This window comes from Azotobacter bryophylli, from assembly GCF_042643485.1.
Taxonomy (GTDB): domain Bacteria; phylum Pseudomonadota; class Gammaproteobacteria; order Pseudomonadales; family Pseudomonadaceae; genus Azotobacter; species Azotobacter bryophylli.
Window position 1 is genome coordinate 121,171 of the sequence record NZ_JBHRSJ010000007.1, and the last position, 15,260, is coordinate 136,430.

The 15,260-nt window shown below is 57.4% G+C and carries 11 protein-coding genes and 1 other RNA gene; 7 read left to right on the forward strand and 5 right to left on the reverse strand.

Annotated elements, in window-relative coordinates; genetic code table 11:
- Positions 1-3: 3 nt before the first annotated feature.
- From rnhA to ACFOJE_RS04625, 4 genes are all read right to left on the reverse strand, one after another.
- Positions 4-486, reverse strand: a complete 483-nt coding sequence (gene rnhA, locus ACFOJE_RS04610; protein WP_377813094.1) for a ribonuclease HI — start codon at positions 484-486, stop codon at positions 4-6.
- 205 nt (positions 487-691) lie between these two features.
- On the reverse strand, positions 692-1,636 hold the full coding sequence (locus tag ACFOJE_RS04615; protein ID WP_377813095.1) for a hypothetical protein: 945 nt from the start codon (positions 1,634-1,636) through the stop codon (positions 692-694).
- Between the two features lie 3 nt (positions 1,637-1,639).
- Positions 1,640-2,260, reverse strand: coding sequence for a hypothetical protein (locus ACFOJE_RS04620; protein WP_377813096.1), 621 nt, complete (start codon positions 2,258-2,260; stop codon positions 1,640-1,642).
- A 280-nt stretch (positions 2,261-2,540) separates the two neighbouring features.
- Positions 2,541-2,717: a hypothetical protein gene (locus ACFOJE_RS04625; RefSeq protein WP_377813097.1), complete on the reverse strand. Its 177-nt coding sequence runs from the start codon at positions 2,715-2,717 to the stop codon at positions 2,541-2,543.
- Between the two features lie 903 nt (positions 2,718-3,620).
- Between ACFOJE_RS04625 and ACFOJE_RS04630 the strand changes: the two genes are divergently transcribed.
- From ACFOJE_RS04630 to ACFOJE_RS04640, 3 genes are read left to right on the forward strand one after another with little or no spacing between them, the layout of a single operon-like run.
- Positions 3,621-5,153, forward strand: coding sequence for a type I restriction-modification system subunit M (locus ACFOJE_RS04630; protein ID WP_377813098.1), 1,533 nt, complete (start codon positions 3,621-3,623; stop codon positions 5,151-5,153).
- Positions 5,150-6,343, forward strand: a complete 1,194-nt coding sequence (locus ACFOJE_RS04635; protein WP_377813099.1) for a restriction endonuclease subunit S — start codon at positions 5,150-5,152, stop codon at positions 6,341-6,343. Before ACFOJE_RS04630 ends, ACFOJE_RS04635 begins: the two co-directional genes overlap by 4 nt.
- Before the next feature lie 16 nt (positions 6,344-6,359).
- Positions 6,360-9,542: a type I restriction endonuclease subunit R gene (locus ACFOJE_RS04640; protein ID WP_377813100.1), complete on the forward strand. Its 3,183-nt coding sequence runs from the start codon at positions 6,360-6,362 to the stop codon at positions 9,540-9,542.
- A 50-nt stretch (positions 9,543-9,592) separates the two neighbouring features.
- Here the strand turns inward: ACFOJE_RS04640 and ACFOJE_RS04645 are convergent, their stop codons facing one another.
- Positions 9,593-10,177 (reverse strand): recombinase family protein, encoded by a 585-nt coding sequence (locus ACFOJE_RS04645; RefSeq protein ID WP_377813101.1) that lies wholly within the window; start codon positions 10,175-10,177, stop codon positions 9,593-9,595.
- Between the two features lie 1,047 nt (positions 10,178-11,224).
- Between ACFOJE_RS04645 and ffs the strand changes: the two genes are divergently transcribed.
- The 4 genes from ffs (at position 11,225) to recR (ending at position 15,136) form a co-directional block, all read left to right on the forward strand.
- Positions 11,225-11,321, forward strand: an RNA gene (ffs, locus tag ACFOJE_RS04650) — signal recognition particle sRNA small type.
- 209 nt (positions 11,322-11,530) lie between these two features.
- Positions 11,531-13,576, forward strand: coding sequence for a DNA polymerase III subunit gamma/tau (dnaX, locus tag ACFOJE_RS04655; RefSeq protein ID WP_377813102.1), 2,046 nt, complete (start codon positions 11,531-11,533; stop codon positions 13,574-13,576).
- An 11-nt stretch (positions 13,577-13,587) separates the two neighbouring features.
- Positions 13,588-13,914, forward strand: coding sequence for a YbaB/EbfC family nucleoid-associated protein (locus ACFOJE_RS04660; protein WP_377813103.1), 327 nt, complete (start codon positions 13,588-13,590; stop codon positions 13,912-13,914).
- A gap of 622 nt (positions 13,915-14,536) precedes the next feature.
- Positions 14,537-15,136, forward strand: a complete 600-nt coding sequence (gene recR / locus ACFOJE_RS04665; RefSeq protein ID WP_377813104.1) for a recombination mediator RecR — start codon at positions 14,537-14,539, stop codon at positions 15,134-15,136.
- Positions 15,137-15,260 lie beyond the last annotated feature (124 nt).

Below are 15,260 nucleotides of genomic sequence, written 5' to 3' on the forward strand. Positions count from 1 at the left end.
AGGTCAGTGACCATACCGCTCGATGCGCTCACCCAGAGCTGCTCGTTGAGCCAGGGCATCAGCTCGCTCGTTCTCGGGATGACCGCTATGGCCACGCACCCACTGGAAGTGAACCTTGTGCTCAGCCAGTAGCTGATCGAGGAGCTGCCAGAGGTCGGCATTGGCCACCGGCTTGCGATCAGCGGTGCGCCAGCCATTCCGTTTCCAGTTGGCCAGCCAGGAGGTGCATCCGTTCTTGACGTAGGTGCTGTCAGTCACGACCTCCACTGTCGAACCAGGGGTCTTCAGGGCTTGCAGCCCCTTGATGACCGCCGTCAGCTCGGCCCGGTTGTTGGTCTGCTGGTCGCCTTCGAGCGGCCCGGCGATCTCCTTCGTGCGTCCCTCGGGGTTCTGCAGGATGACTGCCCAGCCTCCACGCGCTTGGGGTTGGCCGTTGTTGGGACAAGCGCCATCGGTGAAAATCTGGATGGTGCGTTGGTGTTGCATGGATGTGGTGTTCCTCTTAGTTCTGCCGCCTGTGGTCGCCACCGCCTACGCCCACCAGCGCCCACCACAGAGGGCAGCGCAGACGGACACAAGCGGCAGGACTAAACGGGCTGGTGGTAGTTGAAGTGCAGTGGCGAAACTGCAGGGGAAAGGAAGCCAGAGGCGAGTCTGGCGATGTGCCGAAAAGACGTGAGAGTCGGTCGGGTTACCTGATGATGTTTTCGAGGATTGCATCAGCCCCGATCACATCACGCCGTCCGCACTCAAGCAGGTAGCGGAGGACAGCCTTGGCCTCTTCAGTGCCTCGTGGGCGGATTTCAGCCAGTAGACCGAACACGAACCAGTCACGCGAAGTCACCTCCTCAAGCGGCTGGCAATATTCCTTGCACGATGCGCTCCTAAGCCTATGAAGGTGCTTCCAATACTTCAGTTCGTGTAGGCAGTCGGCCAGAGTCTGAGGTATCAGCTCAGGGTGAGCCTTGAAACGCTCAGCCACGGAAGCCTCATCGAATGGGAGGTAAGCCTCTGAGAACTCCAGCCCAGCCAACACTTCGACACAGAATGCTTCAGCGGGCGTATCACTCATGAGCCTGTCCCCGAATCGAGCAATAGCCTCGACTTGCAGTCGTTGACGCTCGATTGCTGCGATTGCAAGACCCTCCAAATCAGAGAACCCATACGCCCCAAAAGCAGCCAACGGGTTGTCAGGGTATGTATCAATCAAGTACTGCTTATAACGCTGCTGCAAGACTGTCAGGGGTGTCTTAATCTTCCTGGCGCCTTCCATCGCCCGCTCAATCAATGCGGCATTGCCAGTGTTGATCACCTGATGCAGCCACAGAACTGCGTCAACTTCCCTATCGCCAGTGATGTCCTCCTGAGGCGGCAACTCCGGTACGCTCGGCAACGTTTCCTCGCTCTCACGGATTGGCGGCAAGCTGAACAACTCTCGGTGCTTGGCGTTGTCGCGGAACCTCCCTGATCGTGAAACTAAGGTCTTCACGGTTCCAAGTGACAGTCCGGTCATTGCAGCAACCTCTCGCAGGGAGTGACTCCGGCGCAGATCGAGTACCCGCTGGCGCACGTCGTCGGAGATGCGCTGCTTGGTTTTGCCGGTTGAATCCCCCGGTTTCAACTGCTCGTACTTCATCGATCAGCCCTCCTTCACTTCTTGCTCAATCGACGACAACTGCACAGCGACTGCTGCATACCAGTTACTGATTGCTGGAGTCCGGAGGTATCGAGCACCTCGCCATGCGTACCAAGGGTTGACTCGCACCTGGAGCGTTCCCAAGTTGCGGATGGGCTCAGCTCTAACCAGCATTGGCTGAAGCGAAGACCAAGCCCGATAGACGCTCGCTCGACCGCAGCCATCGAACTCTGTCAGCAGGTCAGCTACTCGACCGAACCAGTAGTTCCACCCGTCGAGCCGCTCGCAGATGAAGCGGAAGACCTTGACCGCCAGGACAGAGTGCCCGGTATCGAGAAGCCCAAGAAGCCGATCGTACTCAACGTGGAGATCAGCAAGATGCGGGTCATGAACGGATAATGCCTCACACAGCTCTTCAGGGTTTCTTGCTTCGGCGGGGTAGCGCGTATCGATCCCAACCTGTGCCTTGATGTGACGCTGTGAGAGCGCACCTGTCGTTACCTGCTGATCAATGACACACCCTGTTTCAGGGGCGATGGCGAAGAGTCCGTCCTGTGTCCGCACGGGAATGCATAGCGGCAACTCAACTTTTTCTGATGGCGAATGGATGGACGAGAGAATCATGGCGACATTCTCCTGGGTAGTTCTGTGGTGGTAATGGGTGGATCAGGGGGGGGGCAGGAAGGCGCAAGAAGCTCCTTTCCTTACATAGAAGGGCAGTTACTAGCCCCGGATTTACTGGGCTAGAGGCAGATTTCAGTCTCAAAGATGAGACGTGGCCAATCTTGGAGAACAACAGGCGGTGCTGTCTTTGCAACTCTGGATGGTAGAAAAAGAGGTCAGAGGGAATTGGTAGTCACTCTGCAACCCCAGGTTTCAGTGCTTTGTTACCCATAAGAGCGCCCTAATCCAAACTGGCTCGCAACTGGCTACGACCCTGCCGCTCATTGCCTCCGCGAGACGCCTTGTTCCGAGCAATGAGCTTCACGTTCAGGGTGAACGGGACGAGCAGGAAGTAGACCAGTGGCATGAAGAGCCAGAGGGTCACTGCGATGATGAAGAAGAGCTCGATCAGTCGCATGTTCAGGCTGCCTCCAGTTGCGAGTGGAACGGGATCAGCTCAAGAAGAATTTCGGTCGCAATATGTAATCTCATGGTGTAGGCATTCCTTTTTGTTCAGCCGTCAGAGTCCCTTCCGTCCACACCACCAGCTCCCACCTACAAGGGAAAGCATGGACGGCTCGAACGGCTGGACAAAACGGGCTGGGTTTGAGTTGAAGCAGCAAGGGAGGCTGCGGGGTGTTGCTTGAAGATGGGCTTGGGGTTGGTCTGAGGAGAAGGGATGGGTGGTGGATATGGAATCTGACATACCACCATCATCATTCCCGACACATGACCGAGGATGAGAAGAGCAGGGAGGCTCTCGGTCAGTTGTGTCAGAGATGGAGGATCGTCTCTTGGACTCGGTCACCGCCCAGCCTGGATGCCGATACGAAGATCCTTTCCTGGTTGAAGCGCCTTGTCCTCCATAAGTGTGACAAAATTGGATCTTCGGCGAACGTGCAGCGATCTTGCAGATTGACTGAAAGCCAGCTTCGGCAGGTTCCCCATCGCCAAGTGTGGATGCTGGTGCGAAGATTCTTCCATGCCGAGACGTCTTTCCTTCTAGTGGTGCGCCCTAATTGGCCACCCCAGAGTTGGCGTGAATCTTGTCGAGATTAGAGGCCTACCATCGGCTTCAACCACCGGGGGCAGATATCCAGCACCAGCTATCAGCCCCACCGATCAGGTGCTCAGGAGCTTCTCCAGCAGCCTCTCACCGATTGGCTCTTCCTTCACCCTGTCCCCCAGCGCCAAGTGCCGAAGCTTGAGCCCTCCTGCTTTACCTGATGCCATCAATTGGCCGCTCCGTGTAGTAAGCTGTACGGATTTGTTTGGCACTGCTTGGAGAAGTACCTTGGTTAGCGGAGAAGTAGAGAAGCGCTTGTGGGCTGTAGCCGACCAGTTATGGGCCAACACAGGCCTGAGGCCCGCAGAGTTCTCGGTTCCCGTCCTGGGGCTGATCTTCCTGCGATACGCCGAGAAGATCTACGCTGCCGCTGAAGAGAAGCTGGGGCCGATTGGTTCTGGCGGTCGCCGCAAGGTCAGCAAGGATGACTACCTCGCGGAAGGCGTGATCTTCCTGCCCGAGAACGCCCGCTTCTCCTACCTGCAGACCCTCACCGAGGGTGACGTCATTGGCTTGGCCATCAACGATGCAATGAAGGCCGTTGAGGAAGAGAACGTCGACCTCAAAGGGGCGCTGCCTCGCAACTACGTCCAGTTGGGCAACAGGGTGCTGTTGGAGCTGATCAGGCTGCTTGGCCCCGTCGATCTGACTGGCGATGCCTTCGGCAAGGTCTACGAGTACTTCCTGGGCAACTTCGCGCTCAAGGAGGGCCAGAAAGGCGGCGTCTTCTATACCCCCGAGTCCATCGTGAAGCTGATCGTCGAGATCATCGAGCCCTACCACGGGCGGATCTTCGACCCGGCTTGCGGCTCCGGCGGCATGTTCACCCACTCGGCTGACTTCGTGAAGCGGCACCACAAGACGGCGATGGAGGAGATCTCGGTATTCGGCACCGAGAAAGAGCAGGTCACCGTCAACCTGAACAAGATGAACCTCGCGGTGCATGGCCTCTCCGGTGATGTGCGCGTGGCGAACACTTACTACGAAGACCCTCACGAAGCCGTTACACGTGAAGGTGGACGCTTCGACTTCGTGATGGCCAACCCTCCGTTCAACATGTCGGGCGTCGACAAGGAGCGCCTGGAGGGTGATCTCCGGTTCCCCTTTGGTCCACCGAAGACCGACAACGCCAACTATCTCTGGATCCAGCTCTTCTACGCATCGCTGAACAAGACCGGGCGGGCCGGCTTCGTCATGGCGAACTCGGCGGGTGATGCCCGAGGCAGCGAGCAGGTGATCCGCCAGAAGCTCATCGAGACCGGCGCTGTCGATGTGATCGTCTCGGTAGGCTCGAACTTCTTCTATACCGTGACCTTGCCCTGCACCCTGTGGTTCTTCGACCGAGCCAAGGAGCGTGATGAAGAGAAGGCCGAAAAGGTGCTGTTCATCGACGCTCGCCACATCTATCGGCAGATCGACCGGGCGCACCGCGACTGGCTACCTGAGCAGATCGAGTTCCTCGCCAACATCGTGCGGCTATACCGTGGTCAAGCACCGGAGCTGGAGCAAGGCAGTGGCGACCTGCTGGCCGAGAAGGGGCTGGGCGATGGCTATGTGGATGTGCCAGGGCTGTGCAAGGTTGCCACTCGGGAAGAGGTCAAGGCGCAGGGCTGGTCGCTGAACCCTGGACGGTATGTAGGAGCCGCTGCGAGGGAGGCCGAGGATGTGGACTTCACGGAGCGACTGGAAGAGCTGGCCGAGGAGCTAGAGGTTCTGAATGCTGAGGCTCGAGAGCTAGAAGAGACTGTTGGAAGCAACATTGCCCGCCTTCTAGGGGGGGCAGTATGAGTCAAACAAGGCTACAGAATTGGCACAATGTCACCATTCAAGACCTTGGGCAAATCGTCACAGGAAGAACCCCGCCATCTAGCAATCCAGAAATGTTTGGTGGTGAGTACCCATTCATCACTCCTAGCGATATGAGTTTTGGTCTGCGGCGTGTATCTACAGAAAGATCAATCTCTAATATAGGATCTTCGGCTCTAGGCCGAATCAAGCTTCCACCTAAGTCAGTCGCATTCGTCTGCATCGGAGCAACGATAGGCAAGGTCTGCCTGACCTACACAGAAAGCTTCACAAACCAACAAATAAACAGCATAATTGTTAATTGCGAAAGATATTCTCCAGAGTTTGTTTATTACTTGATGCTAGGCATAGCGGATGAGGTTAAGGCTCTGGCGGGCGGAGCCGCAACACCAATCATCAACAAGTCATCCTTTTGTGGAATCTCTGTTTCTGTTCCACCAATTGAGACCCAATTAAAAATAGCTTCGATCCTATCCGTCTACGACGACTTCATCGAGAACAATACGCGCCGCATCGAGATTCTTGAAGAAAAGGCTCGGCGTTTGTACGAGGAGTGGTTCGTCCAGTTTCGCTTTCCGGGGCATGAGGAGGTGGAGCTCAAGGAAAGCGAGCTTGGGTTGATTCCTGCGACGTGGGAAATAGCTACAGTAGGCGATGCTGTGGGACGCATCTCAACTGGGCCGAAATATTGTCAGCGAACTGTATCCGTTAGCGGTAGCATCCCTGTACTGGATCAAGGTAAGCAGGGGGTTATCGGCTATCACAGTGATGAGCCTGGGGTCTGGGCGTCTCTAAGCGATCCAGTAATCGTTTTTTCCAACCACACCTGCTATCAAAAGATAATTTTACATCCTTTCTCCACCATCCAGAATGTACTCCCATTCAAAAGTAGCGATAAGTACAAGAGGGATATCTACTGGCTTCACAATGCGACTTATGGGGTTGTTGAGTTAAATGATTACAAGGGCCACTGGCCGCAATTCACTTCTAAGAAGATTATTGTCGCCGAAGAGCAGTTGACTGCCAGGTTCGGCAGATTGGCTGAGCCTATTTATCATCTGATATTTTCCTTGCAAAGAAAAAATAACAATCTCCGAAAGCAACGAGACCTCCTCTTACCCAAGCTGATCTCCGGCGAGATCGACGTATCCGAAGTCCCCATGCCCAACTAAAAGGAGTTTGAGGCGCATGAACCTGTCACAGTCCCACTCGCACGGATACTCCGAGGACGCCCTGATCGAACAGCCAGCTATCGCACTGTTCGGCTCCCTCGGCTGGGAAACGGGGAATCTCTATAACGAGTGGACAGGCAACAGCTCCAAGGAAGGACGACAAACCCAGCAGGATGTGGTGCTGGTGGATCGGCTGCGAACCGCCCTTGGCAATCTGAACCCTGACCTGCCAAAAGAAGCATTCGATCAAGTCATCGAAGAGCTGACCCGTGATCGCTCCAAGCTCCTGCCGGTGAACGCCAACCAAGAGGTCTACCGACTGCTGAAGGATGGCGTAACGGTGAGGGTGGCCGATGAGCATGGAGGTAGCACGCTGAAGGTCGTGACGGTGATCGACTGGAAGACACCGGCCGCCAACGACTTCTTCCTTGCTTCCCAGTTCTGGGTGAAGGGGCAATACCACACTCGACGCACTGATCTGCTGGGGTTCATCAACGGCATCCCGCTGCTGTTCGTCGAGCTGAAGGCCACTCACAAGACCCTGAAAGCTGCCTACGACGATAATCTCACGGACTACCGAACCGTCATCCCTCAGCTCTTCACCTACAACGGGGCGCTGATGCTCTCCAACGGGTCTGCCACGGTGGTGGGCAGTACCTTCTCCCCGTGGGAGCACTTGTTCGAGTGGAAGCGGATCAACGACGAGGGTGAGAAAGGCGTCGTCTCGCTGGAGACAGCCATCCGGGGCATTGGAGAACCTGCAAGACTGCTGGACATCGTCGAGAACTTCACGGTTTTCGAGGAGGTTACCGGTGGCATCGTCAAGAAGATCGCCAAGAACCACCAGTACCTCGGGGTCAACAAAGCCATCGCTGAAGTCTGGCGAACCAAGGATCGCCCCAAGGATCAGGCAGGACGCTTGGGGGTCTTCTGGCACACCCAGGGTTCAGGCAAGTCGCTGTCGATGGTCTTCTTCGCCCAGAAGATCCTTCGCAAGATCCCCGGCAACTGGACGTTCGTGATCGTCACCGACCGCAACGAGCTGGATGATCAGATCTACAAGACCTTCGCCGCCACCGGAGCTGTGGGCGAGGTCGAAGCTCACGCTGCCAGCGGCGCCCACCTCAAGCAGTTGCTGAGCGAGGATCACCGCTACGTCTTCACCCTGATCCAGAAGTTCGGTACCAAGAAAGGCGAGATCTACCCCAAGCTCTCAGACCGGCAGGACATCATCGTCATCACCGACGAGGCCCACCGCTCCCAGTACGACACCCTGGCCATGAACATGAGGACGGCACTGCCCAACGCCGCCTTCCTGGGCTTCACCGGGACGCCGCTGATGGCTGGCGAGGAGAAGACCAAGGAGGTCTTCGGTGACTACATCTCCGTCTACGACTTCGGCCAGTCCATCGCGGACGGTGCCACGGTTCCTCTGTACTACGAGAACCGGATCCCTGAGATGCAGCTCATCAACGAGGATCTGAACGAGGACATGGAGCGGCTCCTTGAGGAGGCCGAACTGGATGAGGATCAGGAGCGCAAGGTCGAGCAGGTCTTCGCTCGGGAGTACCACCTGATCACCCGCGAGGATCGACTGGAGGCCATCGCCAAGGATCTGGTGAGCCACTTCATCGGGCGTGGGTATCAGGGTAAGGCCATGCTGGTGTGCATCGACAAGGCCACCGCCGTGCGGATGTACAACAAGGTTCAGGCGTACTGGCAGTCGTACCTGGCCGAGCTGAAGGCCGAACTGGCGAAGGCACCTAAAGAGCATCAGGAAGAGCTGCGCCACAAGATCCAGGTGATGACATCCACGGATATGGCTGTGGTTGTCTCTCAGGGTCAGAACGAGGTGAAGGAACTGGCCGACAAGGGGCTGGACATCCTTCCCCACCGCAAGCGGATGAACGAGGAGAACCTGGGCGAGAAGTTCAAGGACTCCAAGGATCCCCTACGGTTGGTCTTCGTGTGCGCCATGTGGATCACCGGCTTCGATGTGCCGTCGTGCTCGACCATCTACCTCGACAAGCCGATGAAGAACCACACCCTGATGCAGACCATTGCTCGGGCCAACCGGAAGTATCCGGGCAAGGAGGCGGGGCTGATCGTCGACTATGTTGGGGTCTTCCGTAAGCTGCAGGAGGCTCTGGCCATCTATGGAGGTGCTTCCTCTGGCGCTGGTGGCGAAAGTGGGCCGATCAAGAACAAGGCCGAGTTGGTTGAGTACCTGAAGCACCTGATCGCCCGCGGCATTGTCTTCCTATCCGAGCATGGTGTGAATGCCCAGGTCATCAAAGAAGCTCAGGGCTTCGACAAGGTGGCCCTGCTGGACGATGCGGTCGAGCAGCTCATCGCTACCGAGGAGATCAAGAACAACTTCCTTGCTCAGGCTCGGGTGATCTCGCGGGTCTACCGCGCCATCCTGCCCGATCCAGATGCAAACGATCTCGCTCCAGATGCTGTGCTGATCTCTGTCATCGCCCAGAAGATCAAGGCACTGGAGCCTCCAGTCGACATCTCCGAGGTGATGCAACAGGTTGAGGAGTTGCTGGATCGCTCGGTTGCTCCGATCCCTTACGTTATCAAGGAAGAGGATGATCAGCCCCTGCACGACCTGAGCGAGATCGACTTCGAGAAGCTCAAGGAGAAGTTCAGCCAAGGACGCAAGCGAACGGAAGCAGAGAAGCTCAGGGCGCTCCTGAACATGAAGCTGGAAACCATGATGACGGAGAACCCGACTCGGAAGAACTTCATGGAGAAGTTCCAGAAGCTGATCGATGCGTACAACTCCGGCAGCATGAATATCGAGGCTTTCTTCAAGGAGCTGATGGCTTTCACTGGGCAGCTTCAAGAGGAAGACCAGCGGGCCATGCGAGAGAAGCTCTCCGAGGAGGAGCTGGCTTTGTTCGATATCCTGACCCAGCCGGTGCCTGAACTGACCGAGGATGAAAAAAAGCAGGTCAAGAAGGTCTGCAAGGAGCTGCTGGAGACCTTGAAGGCCAAGAAGCTGGTGCTCGATTGGAGGAAGAAGGACAAGGCGCGAAGCGATGTGCGTCGTACCATGGAGATCGTGCTCGACCGTGGCTTACCGGAGAGCTACGACGAGGACATCTACAACGAGAGGTGCGAGATGGCCTTCCATCACATCTTCACAAACTACTACGGGGCTGGCGAGAGCGTGTACTCGGCAATGCGATAGCTGTTGTGGGGGGAGTAAAAAATAATGCACCCCCACTCACAGCACCTCGTTTATTGGGCTTCCGCTTCGGGCACTCGCAGCACCCTACAAGCCCGCTTCACTGCCGCCGTCGAGATCCCCCAGTGCTTGGCCGTATCCGCGATGCTGGCCTCGTTCTCCTTTCTCCAGATAGCCACGGCCTCATCATCAATCACCTTCGGTGCGCCCAGCTTCTTCCCTTGCGCCCTTGCTCGCTCGATCCCAGCCATCTGACGAGCCTTGATGTTAGCCCTCTCCAGTTCTGCCACTGCAGCCAGCATGGTGAGCATGGCTTTGCCGACTGAGCTGGATAGGTCGAAGCCTTCGCGCATCGATACCACGGTCACGCCCTTGGCCTTCAGGGCTTCCACTGTCTCCAGAACGTCGATGGTATCTCTGCCCAGGCGGTCGATGGCCGCCACGACAACTGTGTCTCCCTTCCTGGCGTAGGTATGGAGTGCCTTAAAGCCCTCCCGTTGTAGCGCCTTCGTGGCCCCGCTGGTGGCTTCATCGGAGAACCACTCGCTCACGTTGAAACGTTGGCTGATGGCGTGGCGCTGGGCCTCGGTGGTCTGGTCGTCGGTGCTGACTCGGACGTAGGCGATGGTGGCGGTCATGGCCGGTAGCTCCTTGAGTGCATGGTGGATCACAAAGCTAGCTCAAGATGCTATTTGATGGATCGGTGGAAATCAACAGTTCTGATCCAGGTGAAGGCCGCACTGCTTCGTCTACCACCAGAGGCGCTTCGCTTGGCTCACAAGGTGTACCCTCTGAGCTAGGGTTCACCGGATAATCGATGCCAGCTCTTGAGACAGATCGCCGAATAGGTCAGTTGTCTGAGTCGTAGGTGCCCCAGTGCACCATTCAGTCCACCCACCCTTTGAGACAAAAAGGACTGTCTCATTAGTTTGAAGGTCGATTAGCTCGAACTCGTACTCTGTAAAGTGAGTTGCATTCCCGTTCGTGAAGCAGGGGTTATTAGCGCTCATGTTTCCCCCGTGCCTCACCCCATACCTAGCCTCTGCGGCATTGTAGGTAACGTCCTGGCCCGGGCTTTTCTCTGTGATCGCTTTGGTAGAGGGTGCTGCCTTGACTTGGAATCCTTGCTTAATCAATGACCTTCTGATCGCAGACGAGAAGTCATTGTGATTAACCAAAACCAACTGCCGCACATTGCGGGGCGTTTCGGTGGAGACAACATCTACGCTGAGTGACTTTGCGCAACCGGCCACAGCTATTAGGGCCATGCACCCTGCGAGTCCTACGAGGCTTTTTAACTTCCGCATACAGCATCTCTTGGTTAAAAGCCTCCCATGCTAAGTAGGAAGTAATAAGTTGTCTATTGATGTAGTTGGTGCCTGTAAGGTGGGTCCTGTAGGAGCCTTCTTAGATAGTGAGGGGTAGGGGCGGTGCCCTGATTTTCGCTCGGGGGAGGGTAGGTATCGGGGGGAGGGCGGTATAGCAACGCCATGGATACCACCTCAAATTTTTGCTCAAAAAATAGCCGGTTGGGGTGTGGCCTGGTGATCCAAAAGTGGTCCAAAAGTGATCCGAACGAGTGATCCAAGGGCTGCTGCGGGCTTGGTTGCTCGCTGTAGAATGGAGTCGTCAATGAATAGTCGTGTGACGGACAGAAACCGCTAGAATTCAGGAATGGCGGGGTCTCAAAGCCTCTCCGCAACGATCAGCCGTGAACCCGGTCAGGCCTGGAAGGGAGCAGCCGTAGCGGTGAAATCGTGTGCCGGGGTGTGGCTGGTGGGGCTACCTCCATTTATCCCCCCGCTTCCCCCTTAAACGCTTCTGTCCACTTGGTGGCACAGGACGTGACCCAAACCTGTTTCGTCCCCGCCAGCTCTTGGTACCCGACCCACTAATCCAAGTCTCACGCCCTTTCTCGGGGCATTGAGTGCATTTTGAGGTCTGCTCCGCTAGGATTGCCCCTTCCCGCTTTTCTGCTGCGACGGTTATCGATGAGTTATCAGGTTCTTGCGCGAAAATGGCGTCCGCGTTCGTTCCGCGAAATGGTCGGTCAGACGCATGTGCTCAAGGCGCTGATCAACGCCCTCGACAATCAGCGTCTGCACCATGCCTATCTGTTTACCGGCACCCGCGGGGTGGGCAAGACCACCATCGCACGGATTATCGCCAAGTGCCTGAACTGCGAGACGGGCATCAGTTCGACGCCCTGTGGCCAATGCTCGGTATGCCGGGAAATCGATGAGGGCCGTTTCGTCGATCTGATCGAAGTGGACGCTGCCAGCCGCACCAAGGTCGAGGATACCCGCGAGCTGCTCGACAACGTGCAGTACGCCCCGACCCGCGGGCGCTTCAAGGTTTACCTGATCGACGAAGTGCACATGCTCTCCAGCCACTCGTTCAACGCGTTGCTGAAGACCCTGGAGGAGCCGCCACCCCACGTCAAATTCCTGTTGGCAACCACTGATCCGCAGAAGTTGCCGGTCACCATCCTTTCCCGCTGCCTGCAATTCTCTCTGAAGAACATGCCGCCGGAGCGGGTGGTGGAGCATCTGGCCCATGTCCTGACCGCGGAGAAGATCCCCTTCGAGGAAGACGCGCTGTGGCTGCTTGGGCGGGCGGCCGACGGCTCGATGCGCGATGCCATGAGCCTCACCGATCAGGCCATCGCCTTTGGCGAGGGTAAGGTGCTTGCCGCCGATGTGCGCGTCATGCTCGGCACTCTCGATCACGGCCAGGTTTATGGTGTTCTGAACGCCCTGCTGGAAGGGGATGCCCGGGCCATGCTCGAGGCTGTACGCCAACTAGCCGAGCAGGGGCCTGACTGGAGTGGCGTCTTGGCCGAAATGCTGAATGCTCTGCATCGGGTGGCCATTGCGCAAGCGCTGCCCGAGGCAGTGGACAATGGTCAGGGAGATCGTGAGCGCGTTCTGTCTTTGGCTCGGGTGCTGCCGGCCGAGGATGTGCAGTTCTATTACCAGATGGGATTGATCGGCCGGCGCGATCTGCCATTGGCGCCGGATCCGCGTAGCGGTTTCGAGATGGTGCTGTTGCGCATGCTGGCTTTTCGTCCGGCTGATGTCGGTAAAACCCCGGGAACAGCACTAAAGGATCTGGGGATCGGCAAGGCCACGGCTGATTCCCAAGGCGCTGTGGCTAGTGTTGCCGAAGGTGGCGCGGATGATATGACGCTCGGTGAGGGGCTGGCCATGGTTGTGGGAGATGGGCTTCCGCTGCCAAGCGTTCCTCTCCCGCATAGAGAGACTCCGGTCACGCAAGGGGTCGATGTACCGTGGGATGAGCCTACCCAAGTCGATGGGGTTCCCGCTGCTGAGTCGTCCACCATGCTTGCCGGTGCCCCCTTGTCTGGAGCAGACCATGATGGCGAGGTCATGGAGGAAGTTGTTCCCATAGTGCCGGAGCCTCAAAGCATCACTCCTGGTGCGTCGCCTGCGCAAGGCGAGCCGGTTGCTTCGGCAGCCATCGAGGAGGCAGCGCGGACAGACGTCGGCTCGATACCTCCTCCCAGCGATGATGACTATTATGACGTGGACGATGATGTTGACATCGAGGCTTACGCCTATCTCGATGAGCTTCCCACAGAGTCTGCGCCTGCCCCCGTGGAGCCCGAGCTGGCGGCGATGCCCGCTACTGGCCTGGCGGCCGAGTGGCTGGATCTGTTCCCGCGCCTCGGGCTGGGTGGCATGACCGCCAGCATTGCCGCAAACTGCACGCTGATCCGGGTGGAGGGCGATCACTGGCTGCTGCATCTGGACCCGGCACACAGTGCGCTGTTCAATGCTACGCAGCAGCGGCGTTTGAACGAGGCCTTGAACCAGTATCATGGCCGCACACTGAAGCTGGATATCGAGTTGTGCAAGCCGGAACAGGAAACCCCGGCCCAGGCCGCCGCCCGTCGGCGTGCGGAGAGGCAGCGCCAGGCCGAGGCTTCGATCCGCAACGACCCGTTGGTCCAGCAAATGATCCAGCAATTCGCCGCAGTGATTCGCGACGAAACGATTGAACCCCTGAATACTTGAGGTGATTTACCATGTTCAAAGGTGGTATGGCCGGCCTGATGAAGCAGGCTCAACAAATGCAAGAAAAAATGCAAAAAATGCAGGAAGAATTGGCCAACGCTGAAGTCACCGGTCAATCCGGCGCCGGCTTGGTCTCCGTGGTGATGACTGGTCGGCATGACGTCAAGCGTGTCACTCTGGATGACAGTCTGATGCAGGAGGACAAGGAGATTCTCGAAGATCTGATCGCAGCGGCCGTCAATGATGCCGTTCGCAAGATCGAGCAGAACAACCAGGAGAGAATGGCTGGTATGACGGCTGGCATGGGCTTACCTGCCGGTTTCAAGATGCCTTTCTAACGGGCGCTGCCGCTTGGGTCCTCCCACAAGCGCTCACGGGCGATCTCGTGGGGACGTGCCCCCCTTGATCATCGTAGTGGCAATGAGCTCGTCGAACATCCCGAGTGGTCTGAGGCGGTGCAGATGCTTGAGCAGTTGACTGTGCTGGACGAGCGTGTGCAGGTCGAGAGCTTCAATACCGTTTTCTTGCCGGGCGGGGTATGGCGCCATGTTCGATCTGCAGGACAATCCACTACGGGCGCCTGCTGGCGGATTTCAATGCCCAGGGACAGGATCTTGGCGGCCATGTGCCACGGGTCGGTCGCCTTCTTAGGGCCGAAGTGCTGTAATGGCCTGCAGCTGGTCGAGGGGGCGTATGACAGTCATCACCGACTCCGAGGAGTATCTCATCGGCCTTTAGGATGAGGTGCCTTTCCTGTTGGAGAGCATGTTGTGGAAATTGGGCGCCATGCTTAAGACTGCCGAGGTGTTCATGTAGTGCGAGATCGCAATCTGATCACCGAGCATAATCCTGCCCCCAGTGCCAAAGCCGCGTTGATGTACTGGCTTCTTAATCGCCGATTTGACGCTGCCAGATAGCGCGGGTATATAGGCCGTCCATATCTTTGCGGCCGTTTACCCCATGAGCTTCAGTCCGCTGATCCGCCAACTCATCGACGCCCTGCGAATCCTGCCAGGTGTGGGCCAGAAGACCGCGCAGCGTATGGCGCTGCATTTGCTCGAGCGTGACCGCAGCGGTGGTCTACGCTTGGCTCAGGCGTTGAGCCAGGCGATGGAGGGGGTGGGTTACTGTCGCGAATGCCGGGCGCTGAGTGAAGAGGAGTTGTGTCCGCAGTGCGCTGACCCACGGCGTGAGGATGGTTTGCTCTGCGTGGTCGAGGGGCCGCTGGATGTGTTCGCGATTGAACAGACTGGTTTTAGAGGTCGTTATTTCGTGCTCAAGGGGCATCTTTCCCCTCTCGATGGCCTTGGTCCCGAGGCGATCGGCATCCCCGAGCTCCTGACGCGGATCGAGCATGGGGCTTTCGAGGAGGTGATCATCGCTACCAACCCAACGGTGGAAGGCGAGGCCACTGCCCACTACATTGCCCAGATCCTCGGCCCCAAGTGCCTGACCGTTACCCGTATCGCTCATGGAGTGCCCTTGGGTGGTGAGCTAGAGTTGGTCGATGGTGGCACGCTGACTCATGCTTTGGCTGGACGCAAGCCGATAGCACTCTGAGCGTTCGCTCCTTTGTTCATACGCAACAGGCCCTTGGCATTCCCCGCAGGCAGCTGTTTCCGCCGGCCGCGTAACTTGGAGGCCTCTGGTGGCTCCATAAAGTTAAATAGGTACCCATACCGAA

Coding starts and splice junctions, on each gene's coding strand:
- rnhA (WP_377813094.1), bottom strand. CDS start 486: ATGCAACACCAACGCACCATCCAGATTTTCACCGATGGCGCTTGTCCC.
- ACFOJE_RS04615 (WP_377813095.1), bottom strand. CDS start 1,636: ATGAAGTACGAGCAGTTGAAACCGGGGGATTCAACCGGCAAAACCAAG.
- ACFOJE_RS04620 (WP_377813096.1), bottom strand. CDS start 2,260: ATGATTCTCTCGTCCATCCATTCGCCATCAGAAAAAGTTGAGTTGCCG.
- ACFOJE_RS04625 (WP_377813097.1), bottom strand. CDS start 2,717: ATGCGACTGATCGAGCTCTTCTTCATCATCGCAGTGACCCTCTGGCTC.
- ACFOJE_RS04635 (WP_377813099.1), top strand. CDS start 5,150: ATGAGTCAAACAAGGCTACAGAATTGGCACAATGTCACCATTCAAGAC.
- ACFOJE_RS04640 (WP_377813100.1), top strand. CDS start 6,360: ATGAACCTGTCACAGTCCCACTCGCACGGATACTCCGAGGACGCCCTG.
- ACFOJE_RS04645 (WP_377813101.1), bottom strand. CDS start 10,177: ATGACCGCCACCATCGCCTACGTCCGAGTCAGCACCGACGACCAGACC.
- dnaX (WP_377813102.1), top strand. CDS start 11,531: ATGAGTTATCAGGTTCTTGCGCGAAAATGGCGTCCGCGTTCGTTCCGC.
- ACFOJE_RS04660 (WP_377813103.1), top strand. CDS start 13,588: ATGTTCAAAGGTGGTATGGCCGGCCTGATGAAGCAGGCTCAACAAATG.
- recR (WP_377813104.1), top strand. CDS start 14,537: ATGAGCTTCAGTCCGCTGATCCGCCAACTCATCGACGCCCTGCGAATC.